At 56.9% G+C, this 26448-nt stretch carries 21 protein-coding genes and 6 pseudogenes; 9 read left to right on the top strand and 18 right to left on the bottom strand.

Features of this window, described 5'->3' with window-relative positions; all coding sequences use genetic code 11:
* Positions 1-527: 527 nt before the first annotated feature.
* A complete protein-coding gene (locus HGP12_RS26885; RefSeq protein WP_168879735.1) occupies positions 528-1421 on the bottom strand; it encodes an AraC family transcriptional regulator in 894 nt (297 codons plus the stop codon).
* Positions 1422-1595: 174 nt separating this feature from the next.
* On the opposite strand from HGP12_RS26885, the pseudogene HGP12_RS26880 reads away from it, so the two are divergent.
* Positions 1596-2311: pseudogene (locus tag HGP12_RS26880) on the top strand (SDR family NAD(P)-dependent oxidoreductase).
* 141 nt (positions 2312-2452) lie between these two features.
* On the opposite strand, the pseudogene HGP12_RS26875 reads toward HGP12_RS26880, so the two are convergent.
* Positions 2453-2779: pseudogene (locus HGP12_RS26875) on the bottom strand (transposase); the annotation flags it as partial.
* A gap of 397 nt (positions 2780-3176) precedes the next feature.
* Between HGP12_RS26875 and HGP12_RS34225 the strand changes: the two are divergent.
* Positions 3177-3337: pseudogene (locus HGP12_RS34225) on the top strand (SOS response-associated peptidase); the annotation flags it as partial.
* On the opposite strand, the gene HGP12_RS26865 reads toward HGP12_RS34225, so the two are convergent.
* From HGP12_RS26865 to HGP12_RS26845, 5 genes and pseudogenes are all read right to left on the bottom strand, one after another.
* Entirely contained in the window at positions 3337-4071 is a 735-nt protein-coding gene (locus tag HGP12_RS26865) for an autoinducer binding domain-containing protein (protein WP_168879734.1), read from the bottom strand. The pseudogene HGP12_RS34225 and the gene HGP12_RS26865 sit on opposite strands and share 1 nt — an antisense overlap.
* Before the next feature lie 89 nt (positions 4072-4160).
* Positions 4161-5372 carry a 5-aminolevulinate synthase gene (gene hemA / locus HGP12_RS26860; RefSeq protein WP_168879733.1) on the bottom strand — a complete coding sequence of 404 codons (1212 nt, stop codon included), beginning with the start codon at positions 5370-5372 and terminating at the stop codon, positions 4161-4163.
* A 50-nt stretch (positions 5373-5422) separates the two neighbouring features.
* Positions 5423-5656: a hypothetical protein gene (locus tag HGP12_RS26855; RefSeq protein ID WP_168879732.1), complete on the bottom strand. Its 234-nt coding sequence runs from the start codon at positions 5654-5656 to the stop codon at positions 5423-5425.
* A 59-nt stretch (positions 5657-5715) separates the two neighbouring features.
* On the bottom strand, positions 5716-7503 hold the full coding sequence (locus HGP12_RS26850) for a methyl-accepting chemotaxis protein (protein WP_168879731.1): 1788 nt from the start codon (positions 7501-7503) through the stop codon (positions 5716-5718).
* Positions 7504-8075: 572 nt separating this feature from the next.
* Positions 8076-9049 (bottom strand): annotated as a pseudogene (locus HGP12_RS26845) (RNA repair transcriptional activator RtcR family protein); the annotation flags it as partial.
* Here HGP12_RS26845 and HGP12_RS34220 point away from each other — a divergent pair.
* A complete protein-coding gene (locus HGP12_RS34220) occupies positions 8976-9392 on the top strand; it encodes a hypothetical protein (protein ID WP_246703555.1) in 417 nt (138 codons plus the stop codon). The pseudogene HGP12_RS26845 and the gene HGP12_RS34220 sit on opposite strands and share 74 nt — an antisense overlap.
* Positions 9393-9707: 315 nt before the next feature.
* Positions 9708-9968 (top strand): annotated as a pseudogene (locus HGP12_RS26835) (helix-turn-helix domain-containing protein); the annotation flags it as partial.
* A gap of 377 nt (positions 9969-10345) precedes the next feature.
* Here the strand turns inward: HGP12_RS26835 and HGP12_RS26830 are convergent.
* Entirely contained in the window at positions 10346-11014 is a 669-nt protein-coding gene (locus HGP12_RS26830) for a hypothetical protein (protein WP_168879730.1), read from the bottom strand.
* Positions 11015-11390: 376 nt separating this feature from the next.
* On the opposite strand from HGP12_RS26830, the gene HGP12_RS26825 reads away from it, so the two are divergent.
* Positions 11391-11744 carry an ATP-binding domain-containing protein gene (locus tag HGP12_RS26825; protein ID WP_246703542.1) on the top strand — a complete coding sequence of 118 codons (354 nt, stop codon included), beginning with the start codon at positions 11391-11393 and terminating at the stop codon, positions 11742-11744.
* 265 nt (positions 11745-12009) lie between these two features.
* Positions 12010-13344 (top strand): hypothetical protein, encoded by a 1335-nt coding sequence (locus HGP12_RS26820; RefSeq protein WP_168879729.1) that lies wholly within the window; start codon positions 12010-12012, stop codon positions 13342-13344.
* Between the two features lie 49 nt (positions 13345-13393).
* Here HGP12_RS26820 and HGP12_RS26815 read toward each other — a convergent pair whose 3' ends face one another.
* The 9 genes and pseudogenes from HGP12_RS26815 to HGP12_RS26775 all read right to left on the bottom strand — a co-directional run bounded on the left by HGP12_RS26815 (position 13394) and on the right by HGP12_RS26775 (position 23971).
* Positions 13394-14485, bottom strand: coding sequence for a hypothetical protein (locus HGP12_RS26815; protein ID WP_168879728.1), 1092 nt, complete (start codon positions 14483-14485; stop codon positions 13394-13396).
* On the bottom strand, positions 14478-15131 hold the full coding sequence (locus tag HGP12_RS26810; RefSeq protein WP_168879727.1) for a hypothetical protein: 654 nt from the start codon (positions 15129-15131) through the stop codon (positions 14478-14480). Before HGP12_RS26810 ends, HGP12_RS26815 begins: the two co-directional genes overlap by 8 nt.
* Positions 15128-17158, bottom strand: coding sequence for a hypothetical protein (locus tag HGP12_RS26805; RefSeq protein ID WP_168879726.1), 2031 nt, complete (start codon positions 17156-17158; stop codon positions 15128-15130). Before HGP12_RS26805 ends, HGP12_RS26810 begins: the two co-directional genes overlap by 4 nt.
* 911 nt (positions 17159-18069) lie before the next feature.
* Complete coding sequence (locus HGP12_RS26800; protein ID WP_168879725.1) at positions 18070-18693, bottom strand: retron system putative HNH endonuclease; 624 nt, start codon at positions 18691-18693, stop codon at positions 18070-18072.
* The gene (locus HGP12_RS26795) at positions 18690-19955 is read right to left on the bottom strand and encodes an AAA family ATPase (RefSeq protein WP_168879724.1); all 1266 of its coding nucleotides are present in this window, start codon (positions 19953-19955) and stop codon (positions 18690-18692) included. Before HGP12_RS26795 ends, HGP12_RS26800 begins: the two co-directional genes overlap by 4 nt.
* A gap of 102 nt (positions 19956-20057) precedes the next feature.
* Positions 20058-20207, bottom strand: a pseudogene (locus tag HGP12_RS34875) (ISKra4 family transposase); the annotation flags it as partial.
* Complete coding sequence (locus HGP12_RS26785) at positions 20171-20548, bottom strand: hypothetical protein (protein WP_168879723.1); 378 nt, start codon at positions 20546-20548, stop codon at positions 20171-20173. The pseudogene HGP12_RS34875 and the gene HGP12_RS26785, both read right to left, overlap by 37 nt.
* Entirely contained in the window at positions 20526-21911 is a 1386-nt protein-coding gene (locus HGP12_RS26780) for an McrC family protein (RefSeq protein WP_168879722.1), read from the bottom strand. The genes HGP12_RS26785 and HGP12_RS26780 overlap by 23 nt, the downstream gene beginning before the upstream one ends.
* Positions 21911-23971, bottom strand: coding sequence for an AAA family ATPase (locus tag HGP12_RS26775; protein ID WP_205926661.1), 2061 nt, complete (start codon positions 23969-23971; stop codon positions 21911-21913). Before HGP12_RS26775 ends, HGP12_RS26780 begins: the two co-directional genes overlap by 1 nt.
* On the opposite strand from HGP12_RS26775, the gene HGP12_RS33840 reads away from it, so the two are divergent.
* On the top strand, positions 23948-24259 hold the full coding sequence (locus HGP12_RS33840; protein ID WP_205926660.1) for a hypothetical protein: 312 nt from the start codon (positions 23948-23950) through the stop codon (positions 24257-24259). The genes HGP12_RS26775 and HGP12_RS33840 overlap by 24 nt on opposite strands.
* A 230-nt stretch (positions 24260-24489) precedes the next feature.
* On the opposite strand, the gene HGP12_RS26770 is transcribed toward HGP12_RS33840, so the two are convergent.
* Entirely contained in the window at positions 24490-24909 is a 420-nt protein-coding gene (locus HGP12_RS26770) for a DUF4946 domain-containing protein (RefSeq protein WP_312862947.1), read from the bottom strand.
* Between HGP12_RS26770 and HGP12_RS34215 the strand changes: the two genes are divergently transcribed.
* Entirely contained in the window at positions 24845-25600 is a 756-nt protein-coding gene (locus tag HGP12_RS34215) for a hypothetical protein (RefSeq protein WP_246703554.1), read from the top strand. The two genes, HGP12_RS26770 and HGP12_RS34215, sit on opposite strands and share 65 nt — an antisense overlap.
* Positions 25601-25864: 264 nt before the next feature.
* The gene (locus HGP12_RS34210) at positions 25865-26446 is read left to right on the top strand and encodes a transposase (RefSeq protein ID WP_312862945.1); all 582 of its coding nucleotides are present in this window, start codon (positions 25865-25867) and stop codon (positions 26444-26446) included.
* Positions 26447-26448 lie beyond the last annotated feature (2 nt).

Raw genomic sequence — 26448 nt, 5'->3', positions numbered from 1 at the left:
GTTTATTTGAGGTATCGTATCGACGGGGAGAGCCGGTGCTCATCGCAACCACGCTGCGTGTCGATCGACCTCTAAATAAACGACCGGCGGATTGAAAATCCCGCCCAATACGCTCAACATTTTGCCTAATCGTCTCAAGTGAACCGATGCGGAAGGCCGCCCAGACTTTTCACGCCAACCGTTGTCGCCAGAAGCGCTGCCGATGATGCTCAGAGTCCATGGCAATACTTTCGACGCTGCCGCAAGGCTCGGCCGACTTCCCTTACCGACGATGGCTGGATGGAATTGATCGTTTCTCCTAGATATCGTTGTTGCCGGATGCCTGCTCATGCAAGACATCGTGCATCGAACGATATCTGGGAGATCCGAAATCCTGGCAGTTTTCCACCTACACCAGAACGGCAGCTATCGTTTGGGCAGAGAGATTATTCCTCATAACTCACGCCATCCGGAGGGCGACCCGCTGTCAACTGAAATCCCCATACGTTAGCCGGGTTACTCAGCTTGAGACCTCCGCACACCGAGCGCTATGCCAAGCCGCCTATCGATTGCCTGATCTGACGCACGTCGCGCACTGGTGGAGCTCCAAACTGTCTTAGATATTCGCGGCTGAACTGTGAGGCACTCTCATAGCCAACAGCGAAAGCGACGTCGGAGGCGCTATGATCTCCTGCGAGCAGCAACTGCCGCGCTTCCTGCAGACGGAGTTGCTTCTGGTACTGGACCGGACTGAGGCCGGTCAACGCCACGAAATGTCGGTGCAGGCTGGCACGGCTCATACCACTGGCATCGCACAAGGCCTCGATTCGCAGCCGCGTATTGTGATGATCTCGGATCCATTCAACCGCCCGCCGAATTCGGCCAAGAGCACCTTCTGGTCGAGCGATATGGCGCAGCAAACGTCCTTGAGGCCCCTGCAGAAGGCGATAGAGCAATTCGCGCTCTGCCATAGGCGCTAGAACCGGAATGTCGCTCGGGGTGTCAAGCAGGGTTAGCAGACGCAGAAGCGTGTCGCGTAGCGCCGGCGTCATCGGATTGATCGCAATCCCGCTTCCCGGCACATCGGCTTCCCGCACCGGCGGCATTTCGGCCGCGACTTGAGCGAGCAGAGCAGGATCCAAGACCAGCGAGACAGATACATACGGTCGGCCGCTATCGGCATCGTAAATTTGGCCACTCAGAGGAAGATCCAGCGCGCTGACAAGATACTGCTCGGAGTCGTAGCGCATGAGATTATCATGAATCGCCACATCTTTCGATCCCTGAAGGATAAAGCAAATCATTGAGCGGTATAAACACGGCGACGTGCCGGACGTTGCTTGTCCCACGCCAATTTCCAACCGTGGTATCGGCGTCACGGTTACCCCAGAACGGGCGTGACGCAGGGCGAGATTGAGATGGGGCTGGAGATGATCGGTCATGACAGGTTTATGGCATCGTTTTGCGAGGAAGAAAAGAGCTTGAGATAATCAGGCAAGATATTGAGAGCATTGGGCGAGCGGACAATGCCTAAATGGCCTATCTCCCTGCTGTCGGAGCGAAGTCGCGACAACGCACCCAGTTCCCAGCCGGACCAGCCAGTGAAAGGGCATCCTATGACCAACCAAGTCGCACTCATCACCGGTGCCAGCCGGGGCCTCGGGCGTAGCATTGCAGTGCATCTCGCCAAGCATGGCGTTGGCATCATCGGCACCTATCTCAGTGCCTCGAAGGAGGCGGATGCACTGACCCGGGAGATAGAGGCGCTCGGCGGAAAGGTGGAGATGATCGCGCTCGACGTCCGCGACACGGCGACTTTCCCAACGTTTGCCGCGACAGTCGCCGAGAAACTGAAGACCAAGTTCGACGCCGAACGCCTCGACTTCCTGGTCAACAATGCCGGCCACGGCACCCATGCACCCCTGACTGATGTGACAGAGGAGCAGTTCGATTCGTTAATCGACGCACATCTTCGTGGCCCGGTCTTCCTGACACAGAAGTTGCTGCCACTGATAGCGGACGGCGGTCGCATTCTTAACGTCTCCTCGGCCTTGGTGCGAGTTACGATAGCGGGCTACGGAATATACGCGGCTACAAAGGCGGCGATCCAGACGATTACTAAATTCATGGCGGTCGAGTTGGGTGCGCGCGTCAGATGAGGGTCAACGCGATTGCGCCAGGCGCTATCGCGACAGACTTCGGCGGCGGCGTAGTTCGCGACGACGAGAACGTGAACGCTTATGTTGCGGGCACCATAGCGCTCGGTCGCGTCGGTCAACCCGACGACATCGGCGGCGCGGTCGCGGCGATCCTGTCCGACGGCATGGGCTGAGCAAACGGCGCTACGTTCGACATCTCGGGCGGCCAGGCGATCTGACCCCCTTCCCTCTGCTTATCTATGAGAGCTGTTATGCCTGACCTTTCTCTGACACTTATCAGCCACCCGCTTTGCCCCTTTGTCCAACGCGCGGCTATCCGACTGCAGCAACAGCCACATCGCCTTGAGCCAGATGCGCAACGGAAGCTTCGTGGCGTGCAGGGGCGTATGTGTTGTCACGGTGAACTGGAAGCGGCAATCACCGCTGGAGCATTGGTAAAGACCCGGTCGCGCGCGGCGCTTGCCCATGTCGCGGCCAGCTATCGCGGTCGAGCGCTTGTAACCACAGGCAGGGCAAATTCTGCCATTCGGCCATACCATGCTTTCCAGCAAGCGACGGCAACGCTCCTCGTCCCGGAACGCGGCGACCATGTCTTCAACCGTCCGAATATTGGAAAGCATCGCCAGCATCAATTCAGACATAATTATCTCCTTCGGGACTGACCGAAGAATCGCATGAAAGATACTGTTTCACATGGAATTTGCTGTCTTTGGTTGATAAAAGCCGCGTACGATTTCGCACTGCTCATGCTCCCCAGAGAAGCATCTCGGACACGCTACCACCCGCGCTACAATTCGACCGTCAAAGTCGGGTCGAACCCTGAACGCTCTCCCGGGTAACCTCGTGGGTTCGCCACAAGCCGCGTGCGTCCGAGAGTATACGCCACATGTTAATGTACGTGACCATGTACCCTGGACGGCTGGGTTTCCATGATCAACCATTCCAAGTCGGACGCGTAGCAGGCGGAAAGCGAATCCTTTCGAGCTTGCACGGCGATCGAACGGGTTAACGGCGCGTGATACGTCACGACGGTCTTGCGGCACGATCAATGTACGCAAACTCAAATTGCGGCACTGGAGACGATGGATTGGCGTGTCGAAACATGCCTCGTCCCGGTCACCCGATTCTTCGCTGAGCCCGTGCCCGATCCGGCCAGCCAGGAAGGCGGCAAGCTGCCCAATGCGTGGTTTGCGCACGACTACGCAATTAGCCTGCGGCGGATTGCGTCTGCGATCGCCTGCGTCCTGTTGGACGCTCCAAGCTTCTTTGTCGCTGATTTGATATAGCTGTTGACTGTATCAAGCTGGTAGCCGGTCGCCTTTGCAATTCCCTCGCTGGTTAGACCAAAACTCGCTTGGGCGAGGCAGGCAATCTCGCCTTTCGAGAGCCTCATCTGGTCAGCAGCGTATCTATCGAGCAATGGCTTTGTGAACGCGGTATGGATTGATTCGGCCACAAGAGACAAAAACGAGATTTCGTCCACGTTGAACGGGGTTGTCCGGGTAACACCGACCGCACCGTAGACTGTGCTGTCACGCATAACTGTGATAAGTGTTCGGTTATGTACGCCGAAGGTCCGTTGGAGGTAGAGTAGTCGCTGCGACACTTCGTTCTCGCGATAAACATCACTTTCCACGACGACACTGTTGGAAGCCTTCGCGGCCCGAATGAAGGGGTCCTCCTTTAGGACCTGCTCATCCATATATGCCTCGACAAAGGCGGGTGGAAGATCGGTGTCGATTGAGAAGCCCTGACCGAACCTGTAGTGGTCGACATCAAGGCCCGTGATGAAAATGTAATCGAACGGGACTGCGAGCCGCAGACGGTCGATCATGTCGATGCGCCCGAAATAGCGGTGCTTCGGAACCGATCTCAGGTCGATGTAATCGTCTAGCGCGTCGGGATCAAGGACTGAAAGGGCGCTAACGGGCATGGCAGCTCGCTCCGGTTGCTTCCACCCAAATTATGGAGGCTATAGGTTAATCGAAACTTAACGATCAACATGGCTCTCGGTACACCTGATCAGGCGACGTGCCTGGCCAGCGCACAGCGCGACCACAGCGCATGCAGCGCACCGACCAGCTGCTCGATATCGCCATCCGAATGCAGCGGCGTCGGCGTGATGCGCAGGCGCTCGGTCTTCTTCGGCACGGTGGGATAGTTGATCGGCTGGACATAGACGCCGGCGTCGAGCAGCAGATCCGAAATCCACTTGCACTTGGCAGCATCGCCGACCATGACCGGCACGACATGGCTCGGGTTCGGCATATGCGGAATACCGGCCGCATCGAGCTGGGCACGCAGCTTACGTACGCGATCCTGATGGCGCATGCGTTCGAACTGGCTGACCTTCAGATGCTGGATAGAAGCGACAGCGCCCGCGGCCAGAGCCGGGGGCAGCGAGGTGGTGAAGATGAAGCCGGAGGCAAACGACCGGATGAAATCACAGAGCGCGGTCGAAGCGGCGATATAGCCGCCCATGACGCCGAAGGCCTTGCCGAGCGTGCCTTCGATGACGGTCAGACGATCCATCAGTCCCTCGCGCTCGGCAATGCCGCCACCGCGCGGGCCGTACATGCCGACGGCATGCACTTCGTCGAGATAGGTCATCGCGCCATACTTGTCCGCGAGATCACAGATCTCCTTGATGGGGGCGATGTCACCATCCATGGAATAGACGGATTCAAACGCGATCAGCTTCGGCGCCTTGGGATCGGCCGCCTTCAGCTTGGCTTCGAGATCGTGCAGATCATTATGCTTCCAGATGACCTTGTCGCACTTCGCATAGCGGATGCCTTCGATCATCGATGCATGGTTGAGCGCATCCGAGAAGATGATGAGGCCGGGGATGCGCGCGCCGAGCGTGCCGAGCGTCGCCCAGTTGGAGATATAGCCCGACGTGAAGATCAGCGCCGATTCCTTGCCGTGCAGATCGGCGAGTTCCTGTTCGAGCAGGACGTGATAGTGGTTGGTGCCAGAAATATTCCGGGTGCCTCCCGCACCCGCGCCACAGTGATCGATGGCCTCTTTCATCGCCTCGATCACTTTCGGATGCTGGCCCATGCCGAGATAGTCGTTGGAGCACCAGACGGTCACTTCCTGGGGGCCATTGGCCGTATGCTGGATTGCGCGCGGGAAATTGCCACGGCGGCGTTCCAGATCTGCGAAGATCCGGTAACGGCCCTCGGCATGAAGCCCGTCCAACTCATTTTTGAAAAACGCTTCGAAATCCATCGATGTCTTCCTACGTGCTCCTCGCGTTCTAGCGGAGCCTTAACTCTATTTCATTCCCGTGCAGGGGGTAATTCCGAGCCCGCCCCTGCCGGCAACACGTCGGTTGCCGCCTGCGATAGGCTTGCATGAGCAAGCTCCAGGTCCTTCGTGACCGACATTAAGCGGTCGCGTACTTTCTCCAAATCCACAAAGTCGTGACATCTTGTTTCAATCACCCTCGAGCGTTTCGTTCTCTTCAGACCAAAATCCTTGGGCACGGCGGAAAGGCAAATAATGTTCGTCATGGATTTTCCTGGGTAGCCGCAAGAAGCTTGCTTTCCGAATGCACGAACCATTCTGATTCTCAAAACTCTTTCCATTCCTTAGCGCTTCCGCCTCCCGCGGCTGTGGCTCGAACCTTTGCAAGCATTTGTCTGGCCGGTGACGGGACTGACCTATGGTCGGCCCTTGCGATTTCTGGCCGTCGACTTGACAACCCTGCAGCCGAAGTGTTTCCACCGAGTTGGAAAGCATCGACTAAGTTGCGAAGACGCGCGGTTTCCTGGGCGAGCGTCGCGCTCGCCGCGTTGGTCTCTTCAACCATCGCCGCGTTCTGCTGCGTGACCTGATCCATTTGGTTTACGGCCGAATTGACTTCCGAAAGGCCTGTCGCCTGCTCTTTTGCTGAACTCGTGATTGCTTCCATATGTTCATTAACGGCGACGATATTCTGCTGGATGGTTTGCAACGCTTCACCTGTCTCGCTGACCAGCTTGACGCCAGTGCTGACTTCCTCCGAAGAATTGCGGATCAGCTCCTTGATTTCCTTGGCCGCCCGGGCGGAGCGCTGGGCAAGTTCGCGCACCTCCTGGGCGACGACGGCAAAGCCCTTGCCTGCATCGCCAGCCCGGGCGGCCTCAACGCCTGCATTGAGCGCCAGGAGATTGGTCTGGAAAGCAATCTCGTCGATGACGCCGATGATATTGGAAATCTGATTGGACGAGGTCTCGATCCGAGACATCGCTCCCACTGCATTGGCCACGACCTTGCCGGACCGCTCGGCGTTTTCGCTTGCCGTTGACGCAGCATGACGGGCTTCATCCGCGCGCTTGGCAGCATTGGTGACGTTGACAGTGATTTGGTCAAGCGCTGCCGCTGTCTCTTCGAGTGAGGCAGCTTGTTGCTCGGTCCTCTTGGATAGATCTCCTGCGCTCTGGCTAATCTCGCGAGTTCCGGTGTCGATCTGGTCGGTAGAATGCGCCACAGCGCCTAACGTATTACGCATCTGGCTGAGCGCCTCGTTCATCGTGCTTCGCAAGTCTTCGAAGTCCGGTGCGAACGGCTGCTCGATGCTGAAGGACAGGTCACCCTTAGCAAGCTTATTCAACGAGGTACCGATCACGCTGACCGCATGCACGCGTTCCGTCACGTCGGTCGCGAACTTTACGACCTTCGTGATCTTGCCTTTGGCATCGAGAATTGGATTGTAAGAGGCATTAATCACGACAAGTTTTCCGTTCTTGCCGTAACGGGTGAATTCGGCCGCCTGAACCTCGCCACGGCGCAGCGCCTCCCAGAACTCCTTATATTCGGGAGACTTGGCATACTCCGGCTCAACCAACATGCTGTGGCTCCGTCCCTTGATTTCATCGAGGCGGTAGCCGATTGCCTTCAAGAAATTTTCGTTGGCGGTAACGATCTCACCTTCCGTCGTAAACTCGATAATTCCTTGTACGCGGCTGATCGCCACCATCTGCCCCTGGTAGTCAAGATTTTGCAGCCGCTCCTTGGCGTTGGCCCATTCAACAACGAAACCGGTCGTTTTTGCTCCGCTCAACAACGGCGTAACAATTAGATCGAAAGCGCGATGTCCGACCCAGATCGTCGCGCGATGCTGCGTCTTCAGCGCAACAAGCATATTGCGTTGGTGCGACGGGTTCTTGTGAAAGATATCGATATTGCTGCCCACAAGTTTTGCGAAGTCGAAGCGCGGCAGCTCCTTCTTAAGGTCCGATTCGGCATCTTTGAGCAGGGCCATCACCGCGTCATTCATATAACGAATGTTCAGATTGGCATCGGCTATCATTATATTGGCGGTGATCGATTTCAGTGAGGCTATCTGCATGCGGGACTTGTTGGAATTGCCGAACATTAAGAGATCGCTCCGTGGAATTGATTTAGAGGCCGCACATGCTGGCACCCTTGCGTTCGTCGAATCTATGTCTGCGTTACCGGGTCACCCGATGGCGAACCGAATGAAAAAGGAACCAATTGGAAAGCGAAGGTTTAGGATCAGGTTTAGTCTGATGACCAAATGTCGCGCGTGACCAACTAATTCAGTCAGAACCACCATCATGGCAATTCAACGGTTACATCGAGATGCCCCAATAATGGGGCTGAAATCTTAAATGATGGTAAAAACTAAATTGGTGCCAACCAAAGTATTGTCGAATATTGTCGCCAAGCAGACTGTTCGGTCTCAATAGAATCGCGGGCAAGCACAGCACCGACATGGTTCGTAGAGATCGGCTACGAGGAGCTCAAAGGAGTTTCGTAACGCTTGAAGGGAGTCGAACTAACGGCCCGGCAATTCAACAACCCATAAACTCGCCAAGTCTTCGATCATATTACATTTTAGATCAAGCCTAGCTATGAAACTCGCTTTTCGATGTTTTGAAGCACTACCGCACCCGCCGGCGGTCACTGTCGCTTAACATCCTCAAATCTGAGGTCGAAGTCGAGATTTGGTTCTATATCCTCCTTACGCTCGCGCAGAGCCGGCAGTTGGAAGGTCCACAGATTGAGCCGAGCGTAAAGGTCCTCGCGAAAACGTCCCCTACGGACATCCTCGCCGAGATCGCGATTGGTGCCTACAAGCAGTTGGAAGTCTGCCGCGACCTCCCGATCGGCGCCGACGGGCAAAAATCTCTTCTCCTCGATCGCGCGCAGGCACATGGCTTGCTCATCGAGGCCCAGTTCGCCAATCTCATCGAGGAACAGGACGCCCGTGTCGGCGGATTTCAGGAGGCCCGCACGTTCGCTGGCCGCACCGGTAAAGGCGCCCTTCACATGGCCGAAAAGCGCCGACATGGCCTGGTCACCACGCAATGTCGCACAGTTGACTTCAACGAACGGGCCATTGATTTTCCGTTGCGCCTTCTTCAGCTCGTAAATGCGGCGGGCAAGCTGCGACTTGCCGGCTCCGGTCGGCCCGGTCAGCAGGACGGGTGCGGTCGATCGGATCACCACTCTCTCGATCTCGTCGATCATCCTGTTAAGGGCGGCATTGCGGGTCGATATGCCAGACTTCAAAAAGGAGGCTGCATCCGCCCGCTCAGAGGCAAACCCTTGGCGATCTCGTCGTAACGGGAAAGATCCAGATCAATAATCCGGTGGGTTCCGACGACATCCTGTTCCCCCTCCCGATCGCGCGGCGGTGAAAGCTGCAACAACCGGCCGGGAATGATGCGGGCCTCGGTTAGCAGGAACCAGCAGATCTGCGCCACATGCGTGCCTGTGGTTATGTTGACGAGATAGTCTTCCGTGTCCGGGTCGAAGCTGTAGCTGCGGGCAAAGTCTCTGAGGTTTGTATAGACTTCAGAGAAATCCCAGGGATCGCGGAAGTTGATGACGGTGCTGCGCACCTCCGTCGCTGGAGAAACCGTCCCTATGTCGCTGATGATCCGATGGCCAAGAGATGCTCGCGGGCTCCACCATGCCGGCGCAGAGATGATCATCAATGGCCGCACAAGGGAGAAAGTCGATGCGGCCGTGACACACCTCGGCAGTCGCGCCCGCGGCCATGCGCTCGACCTCGCCAGCGCCGAGGGATGCGACTCCATGATCCGGGCCGAACCCGAGCCGGACATCGTCGTCAGCAACCTAGACGCAGCATGCGTCGCAGCCATCTCATTCTTCGGCGGCGAGGCAGTGTGGCGTCCAGGTCCAGCGGATTGGTCGGCTTACCACGAATTCCGCCGAAACATCCTATTTGATGCTCGCGGTCTCAACGGCTATGGTTCTGATCGTCCGGACGATTGAAGAAATACCAATTTCCGCTCCCTTTTCTGAAAGATACCTCCTCGTCCGCGCTCCCAGACTTGCTCTCAAAGAAGGTCATCAAACTGTTTCCGAACTATTGCCGCCAGGACTGATTTCCGGCGACTGCGCCTCGGCCGGGAATGGATGTCGGAAATTGAATGCTTTCCAAAAGATCGAGGGATGCACTGGCTGACGGTAAAGCGGCGCTAGTTCCATAGTTAAACTTATCTGCTTTTTAGCTGGCTAACTATTTACGCTCTATCTTCAAGCGCAACATGCCAATGATTTCAATGGCTTCACTTTGGAGATTTTGGCATGTCCCGATGCTATCAGCAACTGACCCTCGCCGATCGACGGCGTCTCCATCACCTCGTCGAGCGCAAGGTGCCGATCAACGAGATGGCACGCCAACTCGGTCGGCATCGCTCGACGATCTATCGTGAGATCAGGCGCAATACGTTCCGAGATCACGAGCTCCCGGAATACAGTGGCTATTTCTCGACGGTTGCCGATGACATCGCCAAGGAACGGCGCCGGCGCTTGAGGAAGCTGCGGCGCAATCCGCATCTGCGGAGCCACCGGCCGCCAGGCCAACAAGCGCAGAGGCCCATTGGCCAAGCGCGTTGCGCTCGTCTTGCGTGAGATTGGGATTATCAGCCAACGCCTTGTCAATGATAGCGCCGATCAATTCCTGGCCGGCACCGGCCAATGCGCCGGTTGAGACGTTGCCGCCGACGACGAGTGCGGTGAGTGCTTCCCGCTGCGGCATGCAGAGCAACCTTTTCCGTGCCCCCATCCGGGAGTTGGAATTTCTGCCCGAGATAGCCGATCGCCATGTTTATCAACTGCGACAGGGACACGCGATCAATTACGCTATGCCTTGCAAGGCTTACTATCGGTCGGCCAGTACAAACGTGCCGGTGTGCACGGGCTCGTTCACAGAGCTACTGCCATCAAAAAACAATGTAGGATATCTTTGTACCGTTCTGGGTGATCGAGGCGTATTTGCCGGTTGCATTGTCGTGGAGAATGCCATCGTCGCCCATATACGTATGTGCCTGCATGTAGTTCTCCAGACCCTGATTTTTAATGCTAAATCCCGTGCCCTTACCAGTTCCGTCGGAGTAATAGGTGTTTGTCAACGTCATGGTTGATGATACGTTTTGGGAAGTCGAGAGATCGGTTTCCTGTATAGTGCCGTTCGCATAGGCAGCCAAATAAGCCTCGGCCTTGGTGGCATCCGGGCCTGTTCCTTGTGCTTGTTGCTGCATTGTATCCAGCACAGTTTGTTGGAACTGTTGATCGGAGACAGACATGCCTTGGCCGGCCTTGGTTTCGCTGTAGCTGCCATCGGCGTAATCGGTGCGTTGAGCGCCTTCCATAGTGAATAGCTGATGCGAATCGGACGACGCAGGCGCGTCTGAGGTCTTCATGCCTGCCACGAGTTCGATAATCTTTCCGATCGCCTTGCCGGCCTTGAACGTATCATCGGTGTTTCCGGTCACATCCTGCAGTAACTTTTGCGCGACGGACGGCTGGTTGTTGGAAGACGCGGTTTGATTGACGGCCCCAAGAAGCGATAGAGCGGCAACACCGGAACGCGGATTCACGGACGAGATCATAGGTTTCTCCTAGATGGTAACCGCGCCCGACAATCATGGACGACCAAAAAACGAAGGAGTTTCATACCTCAATCGTTAGCGTAAGGCGTGTGATTAAATATTCGGTTAATATTCTTCCGCTGGTTGTTTTTTTGCGGAAATCCGACGAGCACGCGCGGCCCAAACGTGCAACGCGGTTTTAGAAGTTTGTGTGCGAAAGGTAACCTATGAGCGCATATTGAATTATTTATGGTGGTTTTTTGACACTGCTTTTGTCACAAATGAATCCTATGATTGTATTGCACGTTATTGGCGTGCCGTTCCAAATAAGGGACTTTAATGAGGAAAATGCTGAAATCTTTTGCACTTGCAGTTGATATCATATCCGGTACGGCGCTTGCAAACGCTGCGACTGTTTCGCTGCAAATCGCCAATTCGTCCCGAGAATATATTTCGTTTTACGGGGCGCCGACTTGCACCAATTGAAGACGTGATTGCCACGGCCGACCTTGAGAAGCTCACCCATGGCTGGGCGATCAGCGTTCACAAGGCACAAGGATCGGCGTTCAGGCGGGTCATCATCCCCGTTGTCCGATCGAAGCTGCTGGATCGGACCATGCTGTACACCGCGATAACACGCGGCATCGAGACCGTTGTCCTCGTTGGCGACATCGATCTCATCAACGAGATCATAACCGCATCACCTCAAAGCCTGGAGAGAAGTCACGCACTGAACCTTGAACGCGGATAGGAAGGCGGTGTAGCACTACCATAGCCACTACACGATACGTCGATGTAAGGAGAGAGCTTCTGTCTTAAGAGCAGCGTAGATATTGCTTCACCACCGCCATCTGATCGGTAAGGTCGAAGACAGCCGGGCATTACTGATGACGCTTTAAGTGTGACGTCCTGGCAGCTCAGATGGTAGTCATGGCATGCAACGGCCATCCACGCCAACGGCGATTCTTTATAGCGTGATAAACATTAGGTTAACCGTGTTTGTGTAGAAGGGCTACGTGAACAATCTGCGCGAAGAACTCAACACGAACGTGGCCGCCCTGACCGACAGGTTGGGTGCCACGCCGCGCTCGATTGCTCGCGACTGGTTCGCGCGGCACGCCTTCCTAGGCCCAGCTTCTACAAATCAGGACACCCACGACCTGCCCTTCCAGCGGTGGTATCGCTTCAAGGAGGCATTCGCCCCGCGCGCGGTCGTCGATGCCTTTAGCAAGCTCGAGCGCATTCCACGTTCCTGCATTGATCCATTCGGAGGAAGCGGCACCACGGCCCTGACCGCGCAGTTCCTGGGCATCCGGCCTACCACGGTGGAGGTGAACCCATTCCTCGCCGACCTGATCGAGGCGAAGTTACAGTCCTACGATCCGCAGTCGCTCCTTGCTTCCTACAGCCAGATTTTGGACTTCGTTTCCAGCAATACCACGGAGCCTTGGGCGGATCTCGCGAGCGCACCGAAGACAATGGTCGCACCGGGCGTCAACGGAAGATGGATCTATTCGGCCGAAGTCGCCGAGCGCATTCTGGCATACCGCGGCGCTATCGAGGCGCTGAGCAATCCTGCGCATGCGAGGCTCTTCAGAGTCCTGCTGGGTTCAACGTTAGTGGAATTGAGCAACGTAATCATCAGTGGCAAGGGCCGTCGCTATCGCTCCGGCTGGGAGCGCCGGATCGTGCATCCGACGCAGGTGGGGCGAGCCCTACAGGCGGCGTTCCTGAATGCTTTGGAGGACGTGGTCAGATTTGGCGACCGGCCTTGCCGAGACTATTCGCTACTTCGAGGAGACGCCCGGACCGCCCTGTGCGAAGCCGCGGAGACGGACTTCGCGCTCTTTTCGCCACCTTATCCGAACTCGTTCGACTATACCGACATATATAATATCGAGCTCTGGATGCTGGGTTACCTGAAGACGGCGGATGACAATCGTCGACTGCGTACGGCAACACTCAGGTCGCATGTGCAGGTCAAGCGCTCGTTCAATGCAGTTGCTAGTTCCCCTGTGCTCGATCGCACCATGGCGGATCTGATAGCGCGCCGGGCGGAAATGTGGGACAAGAACATTCCGGACATGGTCCGGGCGTACTTCGATGATTTGGTAACAATTCTAACCGCCCTGCATGGAAAGATCGCCACCGATGGATCGGTCATGATGGTGGTGGGCGACAGCCGCTATGCCGGCGTGGCGATCGACGTCGGCAGGATTCTGGTTGAGCTCGCCAGGGATATCGGCTTCGACCTTGTTGATCTCTCCTCCATGCGGTCAATGCGATCTAGCGCGCAACAAGGCGGAACATACGACCTCGATGAGACTTTGGTGCACTTGATCAAGCGCTGAGCGTCTGTTCGTTCTTCTGGGTTGCACCGGCCTGGCGAGGTAGTCGCCCTCACGCTCCGTGCGAATCCGCCTTTAATGGATACCGTTCTCGGCGTCCTTCCTCTGCCGATCGCATCAGTCGCCAACGCCAGAGGTGGACGTCATTGTCCGTAGCGTCGTCACGGACATGGTCGAAACAGGACTCATCATCGTTGGCGACGTCGCGCAGATCATAGACGCACAACGCGCGCTCTAGGCTCTTCTCGGCAGTCGAATAGGCGATGGTTTGTCGAAGGCCTTTTGTTACCGCCTCATCGACGTTGGTTGAGCTCGGAGTGTCATTGGTGGTGCGGTCTGCTAGGGCCTTCAGTTCCAGCACCCAGTCGCACCGTCTAGCGGGATGCCCTTGAACCGTTCTATCAGCGTAATGGACGGTAATGTCAGTATAGCCGTCTTCGGTCATGCCCTGAGCGCGTGGATCGTGATCAGGGAAAACCGCTTTCAGATGGCGCAGAAGCATGCCTTCAATCGACTCCTCCGGACGGGATTGAGGAACTCCTTTGCCACTTTCCTTCCAGACTCTGTCGGGCGAGTGCCCCGCGAGCACGGTCATAGGCGTCCTTAGAGTATTCTGATAGAAATCGTCCAAGGTGCCTTTCATAGTGGTTTTGTCGATCGGGTGGTCGCCCACAAAGAGAGTCAGCATAGAGTCGAGATCTCCGCAGCCGTTCGGGAAGAACAGCACTTGGGGCGGTCTCGATCTGTCGCGAAGATCAATCGTCACTGCCGGAAGATCGCCAAGACCTGCGTCCACAACCATCGAAAGGCTACCGCCCGTCTCCCATTCCAGTCGAAGAGAGTGGGCGTTCGCCAACTGGCCGTTGACCATCCATACATGTCCGGTGATCGGATCATTTCCATTCACCAAAGCGGGTTTCGACACCCCTTCCCGCTCTTTCATCGCATCGGAAACCTTCTCCGCGAGGAGGAAGACGGCGCCGTCGCTGCTTTCCCCAGAGGCCCATCGCTTGGCGATCAGATCCGCGAGCTTGCGCAGGAATCGAATGACGCGGCCCGCACCCGCGTCGCTCGGGATGCCCTTGGCCTCGTAAAGCTCTGCTATCTCCCGCTCCGGGATACCTCCGATGAACCCGTTAGCCACCGGCCCTCCGACGCATTAGGCTCATGTAAAGTGAAGTTTGCTCGGCTGGTGTCAGCACGACGCCGGCGGGTGCGTATGCCTGGAAACGACGGGCGGCCTCCACCGAATGATTAGGCACGGCCCGCCCTGTTGGTGACCTGCCGTCCAGCTCGACGAAACGCCCCACAGAAGTCTCAGGCGCCGACCAGGCCGCGTCCAAGCGCGCCGCGTCATCGCGGCTTCCTGTGGGAATCTCAACGAAGCTATAGGCCAACTCGGCTAGAAAGCCTGCGAGGTCCTGATCCTCGTCGGGCATCTGATCAGCGATCGAGAGCCAAGCGTAGGCCCTCTCCAGATCCAGCGAAAAAGTGATGTCGAGGCGCCAACGACCACCACGGTCGTCGGGTGAGAGGTGGCTGACGGTCACGATACCGCGGCCGACGAGAACGTCGAGTTCCCTTTGGAGAGCCGGATAGTGCGGGCCGTCCTCGTCCTTCAGCACGTCCCCTACCGGCGGGAGATTGCCCCACACCGGCGCCAAGGCGTCTGCGAAGAAGGCGAACGCATGGAAATCTTCAAGCGTCACGTCCTCCATGCCGGCCTCGATCAGAGCGCCCATCAGCCTAACGACTCTGACCTGCAGCTCGGTTCTCTCATCCTCGGTCATGGCGTAGCACCTTTGTACAGTACTTCGTTTACCTTCTCGGCATAGGCAGGCCTCAGTTTTTCCAATGCTGCCGTTGGCGTAGCGATGGTCAGGAGGTCGATCGTACGCACGGCCCGATCTACTCTGTTGCGATGATCGTGCAGATAGAACGGTATGAAACCGCCTTCTACGACGTTGCAGGCCACAATGATCTGACGTGTGGGGGCGGTGCCGTTACCCGACACGGCGAACGCCGCCAACATCGTGCCGGCACGCTCCGCGAATACAACATCGACCGATCCCTCCGGACCATCGAGGACGATACTGCATTCTTGTCCACCGAAGCTCTCCATCACGGACATTCGGAATGCGATGTCGAGGTATTCCCGTTGTGATAGAGAAGCCTGCTCGTAGGTCCGACGAACGAATACGGCTCCGGTGGCGCCGCTCGTCATATCGACCTCGAACGCGGGGAATTCAAACTTCTGTCCGAGCTGCGCGATCCTCTCAAGTCGTGGCGCGTAAACCAGCCGTATCTCCTCAATGAAGAAGGATGTGCCCCGTTGCAGGAAGGTGGATTCGATTGACTGCCCATAGCGCGCTACCCCTTCACGCAGCTTTGCCAAGAGCACGTCAACTTCTGCCTCGGCGGTCTCGCGGTCTTTCTCGAACTGCTCCGCGCTGGACTGGAGGTTATCGATCTCGCTCTCGACCCGCGCTAGTTGAGCCCGATCCGATTTCGGCAGTCTCCCGACGAGGTTCCGTCGGTGACGCTGGAGCAGATCGACCTCTTCGCGGTGGCGTCGCAATCTGTCAACCAGCGCCTGCTCCTCGCTCGTCACGGCCTCCAGCCTCGACTGCGCTTCGGCGACCTTCGCCCTCAATTCTTCCAGTGCCCGATGCGCCTCCTGTGCTTGAGCGATGAGGACCTCTGTGGTCGTCGTCGCATCCTCGTTGGCGAGCGCCGAACCGCAGAGTATGCACCGCCCATGACCGAGTCGGTGCTGAACCTCCGCCGACATGGCATCCAGCCCGTGGGTGTCGCAAACTAGACAATGGCCTTCGTCGGCAATTTTGAGGAGCAAGTAGTGCACGTCGTTGCTAGCCTTGGGCAGCGAGTGCCGAAGGGCGCGATACTTAAGATGTGCGTACCTGGCAGCCGCGGCGTCCTCATCCGTTGTCAACTTCCAGACCCGCGCGCGCTCGTCCGCAACCTCAATACGCCTGCCGTCGAGCTGTTGGACCAGTTCGATCTCGAGTCGCTGGGCGATCTCAATCCTGGGATCGACCTCAGCGATCGCCGACATCACGTCCTCTTCCTGCACAAGCTTGCGTACCTCCTTCTCCCTTCGGTTTCGGAGCTTGTGCATCGTAGCGCGAATATTACGTGCCGCACTGTCGGCACTGACGATCTGGGACTCGAGCAGCCTTAGTCTCGCGGCATCTTCGGTCGACAGGAGCAGCGAACGGAATACCTCGTATTGAGCGCGCCAGTCCCAGAGCAGTCGCTCGCGGTTCTCGAGGAAGAACACCACCCGGTCGCATAGACGCAGGACGTCGCCGAAGGATCCGACGCCGGCGAGGCGGGCAAGATCGTCGTTGTAGGACCCGTTGTCCTTCATCTCCATTGCGGCACCGTCGGCGCCAATATCATGGTTTATCAGCGACAGGTCGCTGAGGCGGCGCCGGATGCGAAGGCGACTCGTACCGAAACGAACGACGAGTTCGGCCGAGGCGTTGGCTCCCCGGTCGTTCGCGCGGACGGCGAACATGTTTGCGTCGCCGCTGAACCAGTCGGCCTGTCGTTCGCCGGCAAAACCTGGTGCACGCAACCTGACGGGCCCCTCGATCATTTGTTTGAGGAGGAGAAGTAACGTGCTCTTGCCGAGACCATTGACACCCAGGACGAGGTTCTCGTCGCCTTGGAAGGCAAAATCAAAGCCGTTATCGCCCGCGGCGCCGGGGTAGAGTTCGTAATTTCGAACGGAAAGGCTTTCGAAGATAGGAAAAAGGACGGTCATTTGCGGATAGCGGAAATTGGCAGACACTCCATCAATACAATCGCGGGTAAAATTTCAAGTGCCGATCATACTCGAAAATTGAAACCATCCAAGATAGCTCCACCTAAAGTATGAATCTTGGTTATGCTCGGCCAAGCTGGCACCAGCGACCGAGCAAGCTTCCGTCCAGGGAGCTACCTGACGGCCCCAGGCTTCCCAGGAGAGCGATCTCCGCAGGAGCCAGAGAAAGACGAGGGATGGACGTTTTGCCGAGGAGGAGCTGGGAGCCTAGTTCGGCGAGCCTTCCGAGACGAGAATAGTCGCATCATCTACATAAGGCATATCGCGCTAGCGTGTCGTGGCGGCGTCGTAGCTAGAGCTTCAGCCGTTGAAGGCCCGCGGGATTCGGCCACCACTGGACGAGATCGTTATCGCCCGAGGCTTCCGTTCAGTGTGAACTCCACTCTCCCATCAACGACAAAGCTCGGCTGCCAGCCTCATTAGCCGAGCTGTTGGTTTCCACGCGGAACTGAGCCGGTTTTTCCACCGAGAAGTGAGCCACCTCTAAGTATGGTTTTCTGATCGGGCTTTGGTCAAGGGGCGCAATCATCTCGGAACGAAGGGGCGGCTTCATCGGAATCGGCATTCAGGGATATTGAATGGGTCTCTTTCAAGCAAGCCAGGCGGGCAAATTGCTCTTGGAAGGCGGAATGCGGGTGCATCAAGAATCGTACTTTACGGACTTCAACGACACATCCTATGCATGTATGCATGGACAACTTTCACGATCACCGTGCCGAAACGCCGCTAGCGACGATCTCAGCAGGGTAGACGAAACTGGCAAGCTTTGGATTTTGCGACATCCGGTGAATGATAGATTCCATCATGTTGACGTTTCAACGTGCGTGACCAAATCTGCTTTTAGAGACCGCATCCCGATTCCGGGTACGGACATTAACCTAAGGAAGAATGGCGCCTAGATGCTGAAAAGCGACATGAGCGTAACTCTCTCCAGTATTCTCTGTCTGCCGCCAGAAGTCCGATATGTCCAACTCTTCTATATCGAGAAGTGCCAGAATATCGGCTCGATCCTTCTGAAGTTCCGGGTGATTAAGAGCGAGCTTGTCGATCATAGCTTCTGCTGCTTTGTCACCTTCTTCCGCCGGTTCAATCGCACCGTTTAGTCGGAAGCGGAATCTTTCAGTACAGGCTGAGTAGTCCGGATAGACATGACAATCCTCATCGAACCAATTACCCTTCACATTTCCGCACGTCGGTGCGGGCTTGCCGCCACTGTCCTCATTCCCGCAACTAAGAAACAGGTTTTCATATGCGACCTGCCGTTCAGGATAACGGGATCGCGGGCGGAAATGCTCAATGTGATAGGTCTTTCCGGGCAAAGATCGATCTAACTTTCGACCGCAATAGACACATAGTCCTCTCTGATCGATGAAGAGGCTGTCGCGAACGGCAACTTTTACTGCCGGTCTATCGAAGTCATAGCTGGGCTTCCAATCATCGCTCTCTAAGGCAAGCCATTCGGTCAATTCAATCGGGGCAACACCCTTTCGGCTTCCCTTCATGCTGCGTCACCCAGCTGCTTGAGGCGCTTGCGCAAAACCAGCAGCTCGGGCGGATCGCCTTCAATGGATTTAGAAATCTTAGCCAGAATGCTCTTGGCCTGCCTGAGATTCTTGCTTTCGATTGCGATATTGAATTGATCAAACATCCCCGCAACCTCAGGAAGGCGCTCGTCTGCTTCGAACACGCCCTCAAGCAAATAGTTGCTCGTTTGGCCTTTGGTTCGCAAAGGTGTCTTCGCTTCGATCTCGCCATCATCTCTGGTCGACAGCGCGCGAACGTGGTCGCTCTCGACTGCCGACACAACCTGCGGCGAATGGGTAGTGATGACGAACTGACATTTCAGAAAAACTGACTGCAGGGTCGTAATTATCTTGCTCTGCCAGGCGGGATGTAGGTTGAGCTCAATTTCGTCAATCAAAACGATTCCCGAAATTTCAGCGAGCGTGACACCCGGTTCCATTGTTTGAAGGCGGCGAGCGAGGTCGGCGAGCAAAATGATAAACGACCGCTCACCAGACGACAGCACGCTGACATGAACCATCGTTCCGTCCAACTTCTCGAAGTAGAGCCCTTCTGGCTCGTTCGTTGAAGAGTAGCTGACATCAGAAAAGCCATCGATTTGTTTGATGAGAGCACGGATCGCCTCTAACTGCGGATCACGGTAGGTTTGATCCTTATCGCGAACTCGCCTTGCCTCCTGGGCATCCCGTTTGTCCCACCAAGTTTCAAGATGGCTGATTGCCTTCAATTGACCATTCAGCGACGACATGATCGTGCTGGCCCGGTCTACCGGTTCGGTTGCGTGTGGATTAGCATCAAAACCACGATCCTGACGGTAATAGACCATGAGTGGGCGCTCTTCCCTGGCCAGCCCACCGGCAGAAGCATATTGCCAAAATTCGTTATAACGCCCTAGCTGCTGGTTATCGCTTGAATCCGTGTAACCCGCCTCAAGCATCGAAGGGACGGGAATTGTCCCGAGCGATTCCGCCTTCTCAAACGAGAAATCAAGCCGAACTCTCGTCTGGTTGCTTTTATGGCGGCGATCGGACACAGAGACTTGAGGGGCATGATAAAGGCCTGGCGCACCTTCAGACGGCCATGACAATTGAATTGACTGAAGTATCGTCGCCAAAGCGTCAAGGATCGAGGTCTTGCCTTGACCGTTCCGACCAACGATCACAGTTATGCGGTCGTCGAAGGCGATCTCCAGCTTGGGAATCCCTCGGAATTCCTGAAGGAAAAGTCTGTCGATCTTCAACGCTACACCTCAAGTCCAAGCCAAAACGCTAGCCGATCTTACGAAAAAAGGGGTTCGATTGTCTATGCGGCTCTAACTTACGGGAGCGGGAAAAACCAGGGGTTACGCTGCACGATTTAGCTTTGCCTGCTTAAGTCGACCATCCGCGACGGCGGCTCGGACCTGAAGAACCCTGTTAGCGCCAATTGGCGACCAACGCATCTGGCACTTCTTGTTCATCCGAGCATTGAGGCTGTTGGCGGCACTGTCAGCCAGTCAGCAGCATAAATGCTGGTGTCGGGGAGATCAGCCCGAAAGACGTTCGTGATCGGGATGGTTTCACAGACCGCAAGTTCGTGACGAACGGCAGCGGCCTTCGCCTTCAGAGTTTTGGCTTGGAATGCACCTTGAAGGTGCTCGAAATCCTGAATAACGCCATCAACATGACAACCGAATGCACCGAGAAGGGATAGTTGGCGGCGGCGCTCAACACACTGATTGGAAGCATAATGACGCACCCCAAATACCGCCGAGCCTACGACCTTTCGCGCGTAGTTGAGGTCACTGCCACTGAGGTAGATCCTCATTTCATCAAAGCAGGGAAGGCGTTCCATCCGGCCTGCTCAGTTGTCTGTCGACAAGCTGAAGGATCATCGGAAAGGAAACTCTATTGGGCTGGTTAGCAGGACATATCAGTGCCCCGGTGTCTAGGCAGAACGGCATCACCCAAAGTCGAAGGTTTTGTGCGTTCGGGAAGAAGAACGGCTCGAGTGGGTGACGGAACGCCTCTGTCTTTGGATAGACGAGTACCACGTCGCCCTCCCCTTCGAGATAAGTGTGACCATAAGCATGCAGCTGGTAGAAATCGCCTTGTGAAAGATTGTACCTCTCTTTTCGCATTGTTTCGGTGACGTCGAGCAGCTTCCATTTGGTGTCAAGCACCACGATGTTCCGGCCATTCCTCCGGACGACAAGATCGGGCTCCAGCCGGAACCATTGCTCCGCCTGGTGCTCGACAAGATAGTGAGTCGCCGGGTGAACCTTCAGCCGCAAGGCGGGATCGATCGCACGTTCGAGGTGTTTGGCGACATAGGCCTCAAAAAGCATTTCCATGGGAAAGAGCAGCGACGCCGCTGACCTGCCGCCGGCGCCCGTCAAAGGAGAGAAGCCGGTCAGGATCAGCTCGGCCCAGGCAAGTGCCTCGCCATAGTGGATCATGTTCCGGGCCGGCTGCAGCTTCCTGATATCCCCGGTGACGTCGCCGGTTGGAGGGACATCGGAAAAGATGAAGCGCAGTTCCCGCGCCCACCGCTGATTTTCAAGCGAAACCGACTGAGCGATCACTTCATTCAACGCTGCGTGGATGAGCCGGTTCTCCGGGCGATCGGTTGAGAAGTCGTCGTGTTCAGTGAAAAAGGCGTCAGCGCGAACAAGGTTGTGTCGGAGATGAGCCGACATCATGAGCTTGCCCCGCAAAAACGGCAGATTGCCCTGGCGTGTTACATAGGATCCTCGGAGCCCGCGTTTGACGACGGCGGAGACCGCGTCGAGGAATTCACCAACGAAAACCTCGAGCAGCGACATCTTGGTCGCGGCGAGTTCGGCGCGGGCGGTCCTGATATGCCGAAACGGACCGAGGCAGGAGAGCATGCGGATAAGCAGACGCCGTGCCCAATTTTCGTCGGCACCACCAGCGCGGCCGACCTTCGGCAAGACCTCGATCTGCAGGCCGCCCGGCGCGCGGATCACGCCAACATAGTTTGTGACCTGCACGACTAGCCGGCCGCCGCGCTGCGCCAGCCGCGCCCACCTTGCTCCCTCACCCTCCGTCTGGGCAAGGCATTGTTCTTGAAGCCATTCGAAAACATAGTTCGGAACAACCGCTGCTGCGTTCCCGCCCGTTCCGGCCGCGCCCTCTCCGACCAGGATGTCGAATTCGTGGATTGTGAGCGTGCGACCGAGGATCGGAGAGGCCATCAGCGGAAAATCTTGTATATGCCGACATAAGCCGATGGCATCGAGAACGCACCCGGTTGAAGAGCGAACCTGGGCTTGGCGGCGAAGGAGTCTATCGACGAATTCGCGCCGAAGAGCCTGCGGTATTGCTCTTGCGCATCACCGACCTCAGCCACGAACTGCGTCTGGGGCTCCTTCTGGTTATCGCCGAGCACGAGCCTGATCTTCTGCCAGTCCTCGAAGAAATATTCCTCGAGCAGCGGTACGATATTCGCCCGGAAAATTGCCGAAAGTGCCTCAAACCGCTCAAGCCCATCTGGGCGATCCTTCAAGCGCTCGAAGTAGGCGTGGCCGATCGTGTGATCGCGGTCATAGAGGGCTTCGATCCGCTCGTTGATGGCTGAAAGCATCTGCGGAATATCAATCGTCGCTTCCTCCGTTTGCACTCGCAGACCCTGTAGCGGGGCGCCCGCTTCGTCGCGGCTGTCCGGATAGACCGGCTTGAAATCGAACCGGCGCCGCAACGCCGTGTCGAGGAGGGCGAGCGACCTGTCAGCCGTATTCATCGTGCCGATGATGTCAACGTTTGCCGGCACGGAAAATTTGTCGCCTGAATAGGGAAGCGTCACGGTTATCTCCTGCTTCATGCCCCGGCGCTTGTCGACCTCGATGAGAGTGATCAGTTCTCCGAAGATCTTGCTGATATTGCCACGATTGATCTCGTCGATGATGATAGCGAAACGGTGATCCGGTGCAGCTTTGGCGGCCTCGCAAAGCACGCGGAAGACGCCGGGGCGGATCCTGTAGGCAACGCCACTCCCCTCGCCTTCCCCGTCGAGGAGCGGTCGCAGGCCCTCGACGAATTCCTCATACCCATAGGACTGATGAAAAGTGACGAACTCATATCGCTTGATAACACTGCCTGCAGGAGGACCGCGGCGGAGTTCATCGACGAGCTTGACGATCTCGCCGCAAGCTTCGTTCCATTCGCCCGCAAGACTCCAAAGCGCGTTTTCACTTTTCTCGAAAATGATCGGCGCGTGCGCCTGGCCCTGCGCCGCGGCAATCGCATGCGATGCGAGCACACGGTAGATCGTCGACGGCACGTGGTTGTTGTTGTTCGCGGCCTCCACTGTTCGAATGATTTGGTGGTCCCGGATCTCGGTCACCTTCGAAGGTTTTCGCAGGTCGTAGAGTGCGGCAGCAATCGCTTCCCACCACCGGAGCTCGCTGAATTTCTCCGCGATGAAGCTTCTGCGCCATTCGTCGGCGTCGTGTGTCGCGGTCGTCTCCTGGTAGTCGGCCTCGATCAGACGGCGAACCGCGAAGGTCTTCCCGGTCCCCGGCGGCCCGTAGTAGATGATGTTCCTTGGCAATAGCGAGCCTGCCTTCGCGGAGAGCTGGATACCATCGCGCTCACTCTCGACGTCGCCCTCGGCCTTCTCAAACGACGCTTCATCGGGCCAATAGCCGGGGCGGTCCTGGCTTGGAGCCGCCCAATCGAGGAGCACGGCACTACTAGACGAAAGGGCAGCCTCAAGCTGCGTTACAAGATCCGCCGTCACTGGCTGCCGCGTGAACTTCGACAGGTCTCCTAGGTCGTGCCTGAGGCTTAATGTCCGAGACGCGCGCCCGTGAATAGTCCCGAGAACGCCAATAGCGCGCTCGCTGCCTGGCTCCTTGCGGCCGAACCGGACCTCGATGTCCGTGTCGATATGCCACCAATCAAGGTCGCGCTCATGCACCAGGCGCGCTAGGCGGCAAAAGAGTTCGGTCTCCTGTGGCGTCCATGACGCTCGGGCACTTTTGAAGGCGGCCTTTCCGTCGAACCGGCGAAGGATTTCCTCATCGTCGAGGGATCCAAGGCCCAGCGCTTTAGCCAATTCATCGTAACCCGCAGAAAACTTGTTGATCTCTCCGACGCTCCAGGCGACAAGGTCCGAGATGGGCCTGTCCACCCCATCTGCCGCCGATAGCATCGCCACGATCGTGGAAGTGTTGTTATAGGGGCCGCGCATCTCCGCATATTTTTTACGGATTGGGTCATTATCGCTGAGATGGACCGTGTCGATCTTGACCACGAAGCTGCCTTCGGCCTCGATTCCGACAGTGTAGGCCAATCGTTCAGGCGCATTTTTCGTCGGGTATATCCGGGCCCAATTGTACCGTTCAAAATTGTTGCCCTGATTGGTCGGCCGCCGCCGGCAGGTGACGGTTCCAGATGGGAAAAGGGCGGCAAGGACACCGTCAGCCCACTGCTTGGTGAGGTCGTATGCGGTTTTCAGCTCTTGATAAACGCGCTGGTGATCGGGGTTGTCTCGGTCGTATTTCCGACCCTGCCATTCCCGGAGCAAGGCAAAGTGTTGTGAAGAAAATGTCTGCAATTTGTAGAATCCTGGGCGTGCGCGAATCGAATTGATTATCGACCATCTTATAGCAGTAGTTGCAGGTTCGTGACGCCGCTCCTCGCTTCCCTTGCCCTTTCCTCAACGAAAGACGTCACCGCAGAACGGTCGCCGGCATCTAGCCCATCGGCCGTCCGGGATGCTCACAGATGCTCGGCGCGGCGTGCCATTCGCCGGGCGTCGCCCCGGAAGTTTCAATCAATCAGCAAACTGTCGCGGGTCGCCATGAAATCCGGCTCATAAGTTTTGAAATTGGCCGGCGACGCGGTAAGACTCAACGCTTGCACCGTGTGCCGTCCGATGGTGACGATCAACAATTGCTCCAGGACATCCGCCTTATCCTTCAGCACGGTGCATCGCATCTGCCGAGCCGGAAAGCCGCCGAGCGTCGCGTCCTGCGGCTCCTGACAAGACGACGTCATTCCCTTGTCCGCATACGCGGCGCGCATGGTATTGGCCAGCGATGCCGTCTGGCTTTCCAGCGTCGGCTCGTCGCCTTGCTTGATCGCAAGCACGATAAGGTTCAGCACCGCAAGCATCTGTCCCTGCTTGTCGACCTTCACCGCCAACCGGTTCGACCCATCGAATTCTTCGCCCGAGTTTGACGTCGGCACCGGCGATTGCTGCAATTTCCATCCTTGCGGCCAGGTGATCGAAGAGGCGGCCGCAGCCGGTGTCATCGGCAAAAGCACCATGATCAGCATGGCAGAAAAGGCACGCATCGACATCGTCTTCAATTCAATGCTCAATCTGGTGGGGCGCCTGAGAGATAAGTCTAATGAAGGCTATAATCGATGCCGGCAGACAATGTCCATTAATCCCCTCCATCCCGATGGGCGACTGCGCCAGTCGGCCGAGCTTGTCCATTACCGACGCGAATGCTGGCTGACCCCGGACGGCAAGACGGTACTGGCACCGCTGCCCGCGGGGATCATTGGCGGCTATGGAGCGAACCTCAGACGGTTTTGCCTGATGCTGCACGCGCAAGGGCAAGTGACGTCTGGGCGACTGACCACGTTGCTAAATGATATCGGCGTCGAAATCTCGAAACGCCAGGTCGTGCGCCTTCTGACGAGGGAACTTGATGGGTTTGTCGCCGAGGATGCGGCGGTGCTGCATGCCGGCCTGGTGTCGTCCTCCTATGTCACGGTCGACGACACCGGCGCCCGCCATGCGCACGATAAACTTTTATACGACCCAGATCGGCGGAAAACATTTTACCGTCTTCCGCACGACGAAATCGAAATCGCGGCTGAACTTCCTGTCGCTGTTGCGCGGCAATTACCAGGACTATGTCCTCAATGACGCGGCATTCGATTATCTGGAAGAACGCCGTGCCGACCCGGCGCTTGCTGCCGAACTGCGCGGTGTCGCGCCACGGCATTTTTGTAACCAGGTGCCGTATATGGAATATCTGGCGCGCAGGGGTGTCGACATTTTTGACCGCCAGGGGATTGGTGTCCTGGCTGAAGCAGGCCTCTGGGGGTGTATCTGCCATCATGGGCTGGTGGGCGACATGGTGGTCGTCTCCGACGATGCCGGTCAATTCCGGGTCGGCAATCATGCCCTGTGCTGGGTCCACGGGGAACGGCTGTTACAGAAGTTGATGCCGGCCAAGGCGAAAAAGGTTCGATCGGTCACGCTGGTTCGCGATCTCGTCTGGCGATTCTACAAGGCGTTGAAGGCCTGGAGGCAGAAGCCTTTCCCGCAGGCAATTCCGGGCTTCCGACGACGGTCGACAGGATCTTTACCTTGCGTACAGGCTATGACGTCCTCAACGCCTTGCTGGTGCGTCTGCATCGCCGCAAGGCCGAACTGCTACGCGTGCTTGAGCGGCTGGAAATCCCGCTTCATACCAATGCGTCGGAGAACGACCTGCGCAGCTTCGTCAGCAAGCGAAAGATTTCCCGCGGCACCATGAGCAGAGATGGCCGGGTTGCCCGTGACACGGTGCTAGGGCTGATAAAGACCTGCCAAAAGCTTGGCGTATCGTTCTATCACTACCTTGGCGATCGGCTTGGTATCCGCGGCTACCACCGTGCGATCGCTAGCAAGTCTAGTCGCAGCACAAGCCTGAGCGCCGGAAAATATGAAAGACGTCTCGTAACTCGTACCGTTTTGATCGAGACTATGTCGACTATCGGTCGATGAGC

Source organism: Rhizobium sp. P28RR-XV, from assembly GCF_012641385.1.
Classification (GTDB): Bacteria; Pseudomonadota; Alphaproteobacteria; order Rhizobiales; family Rhizobiaceae; genus Rhizobium.
This window is presented reverse-complemented; position numbering and strand designations above follow the sequence as displayed.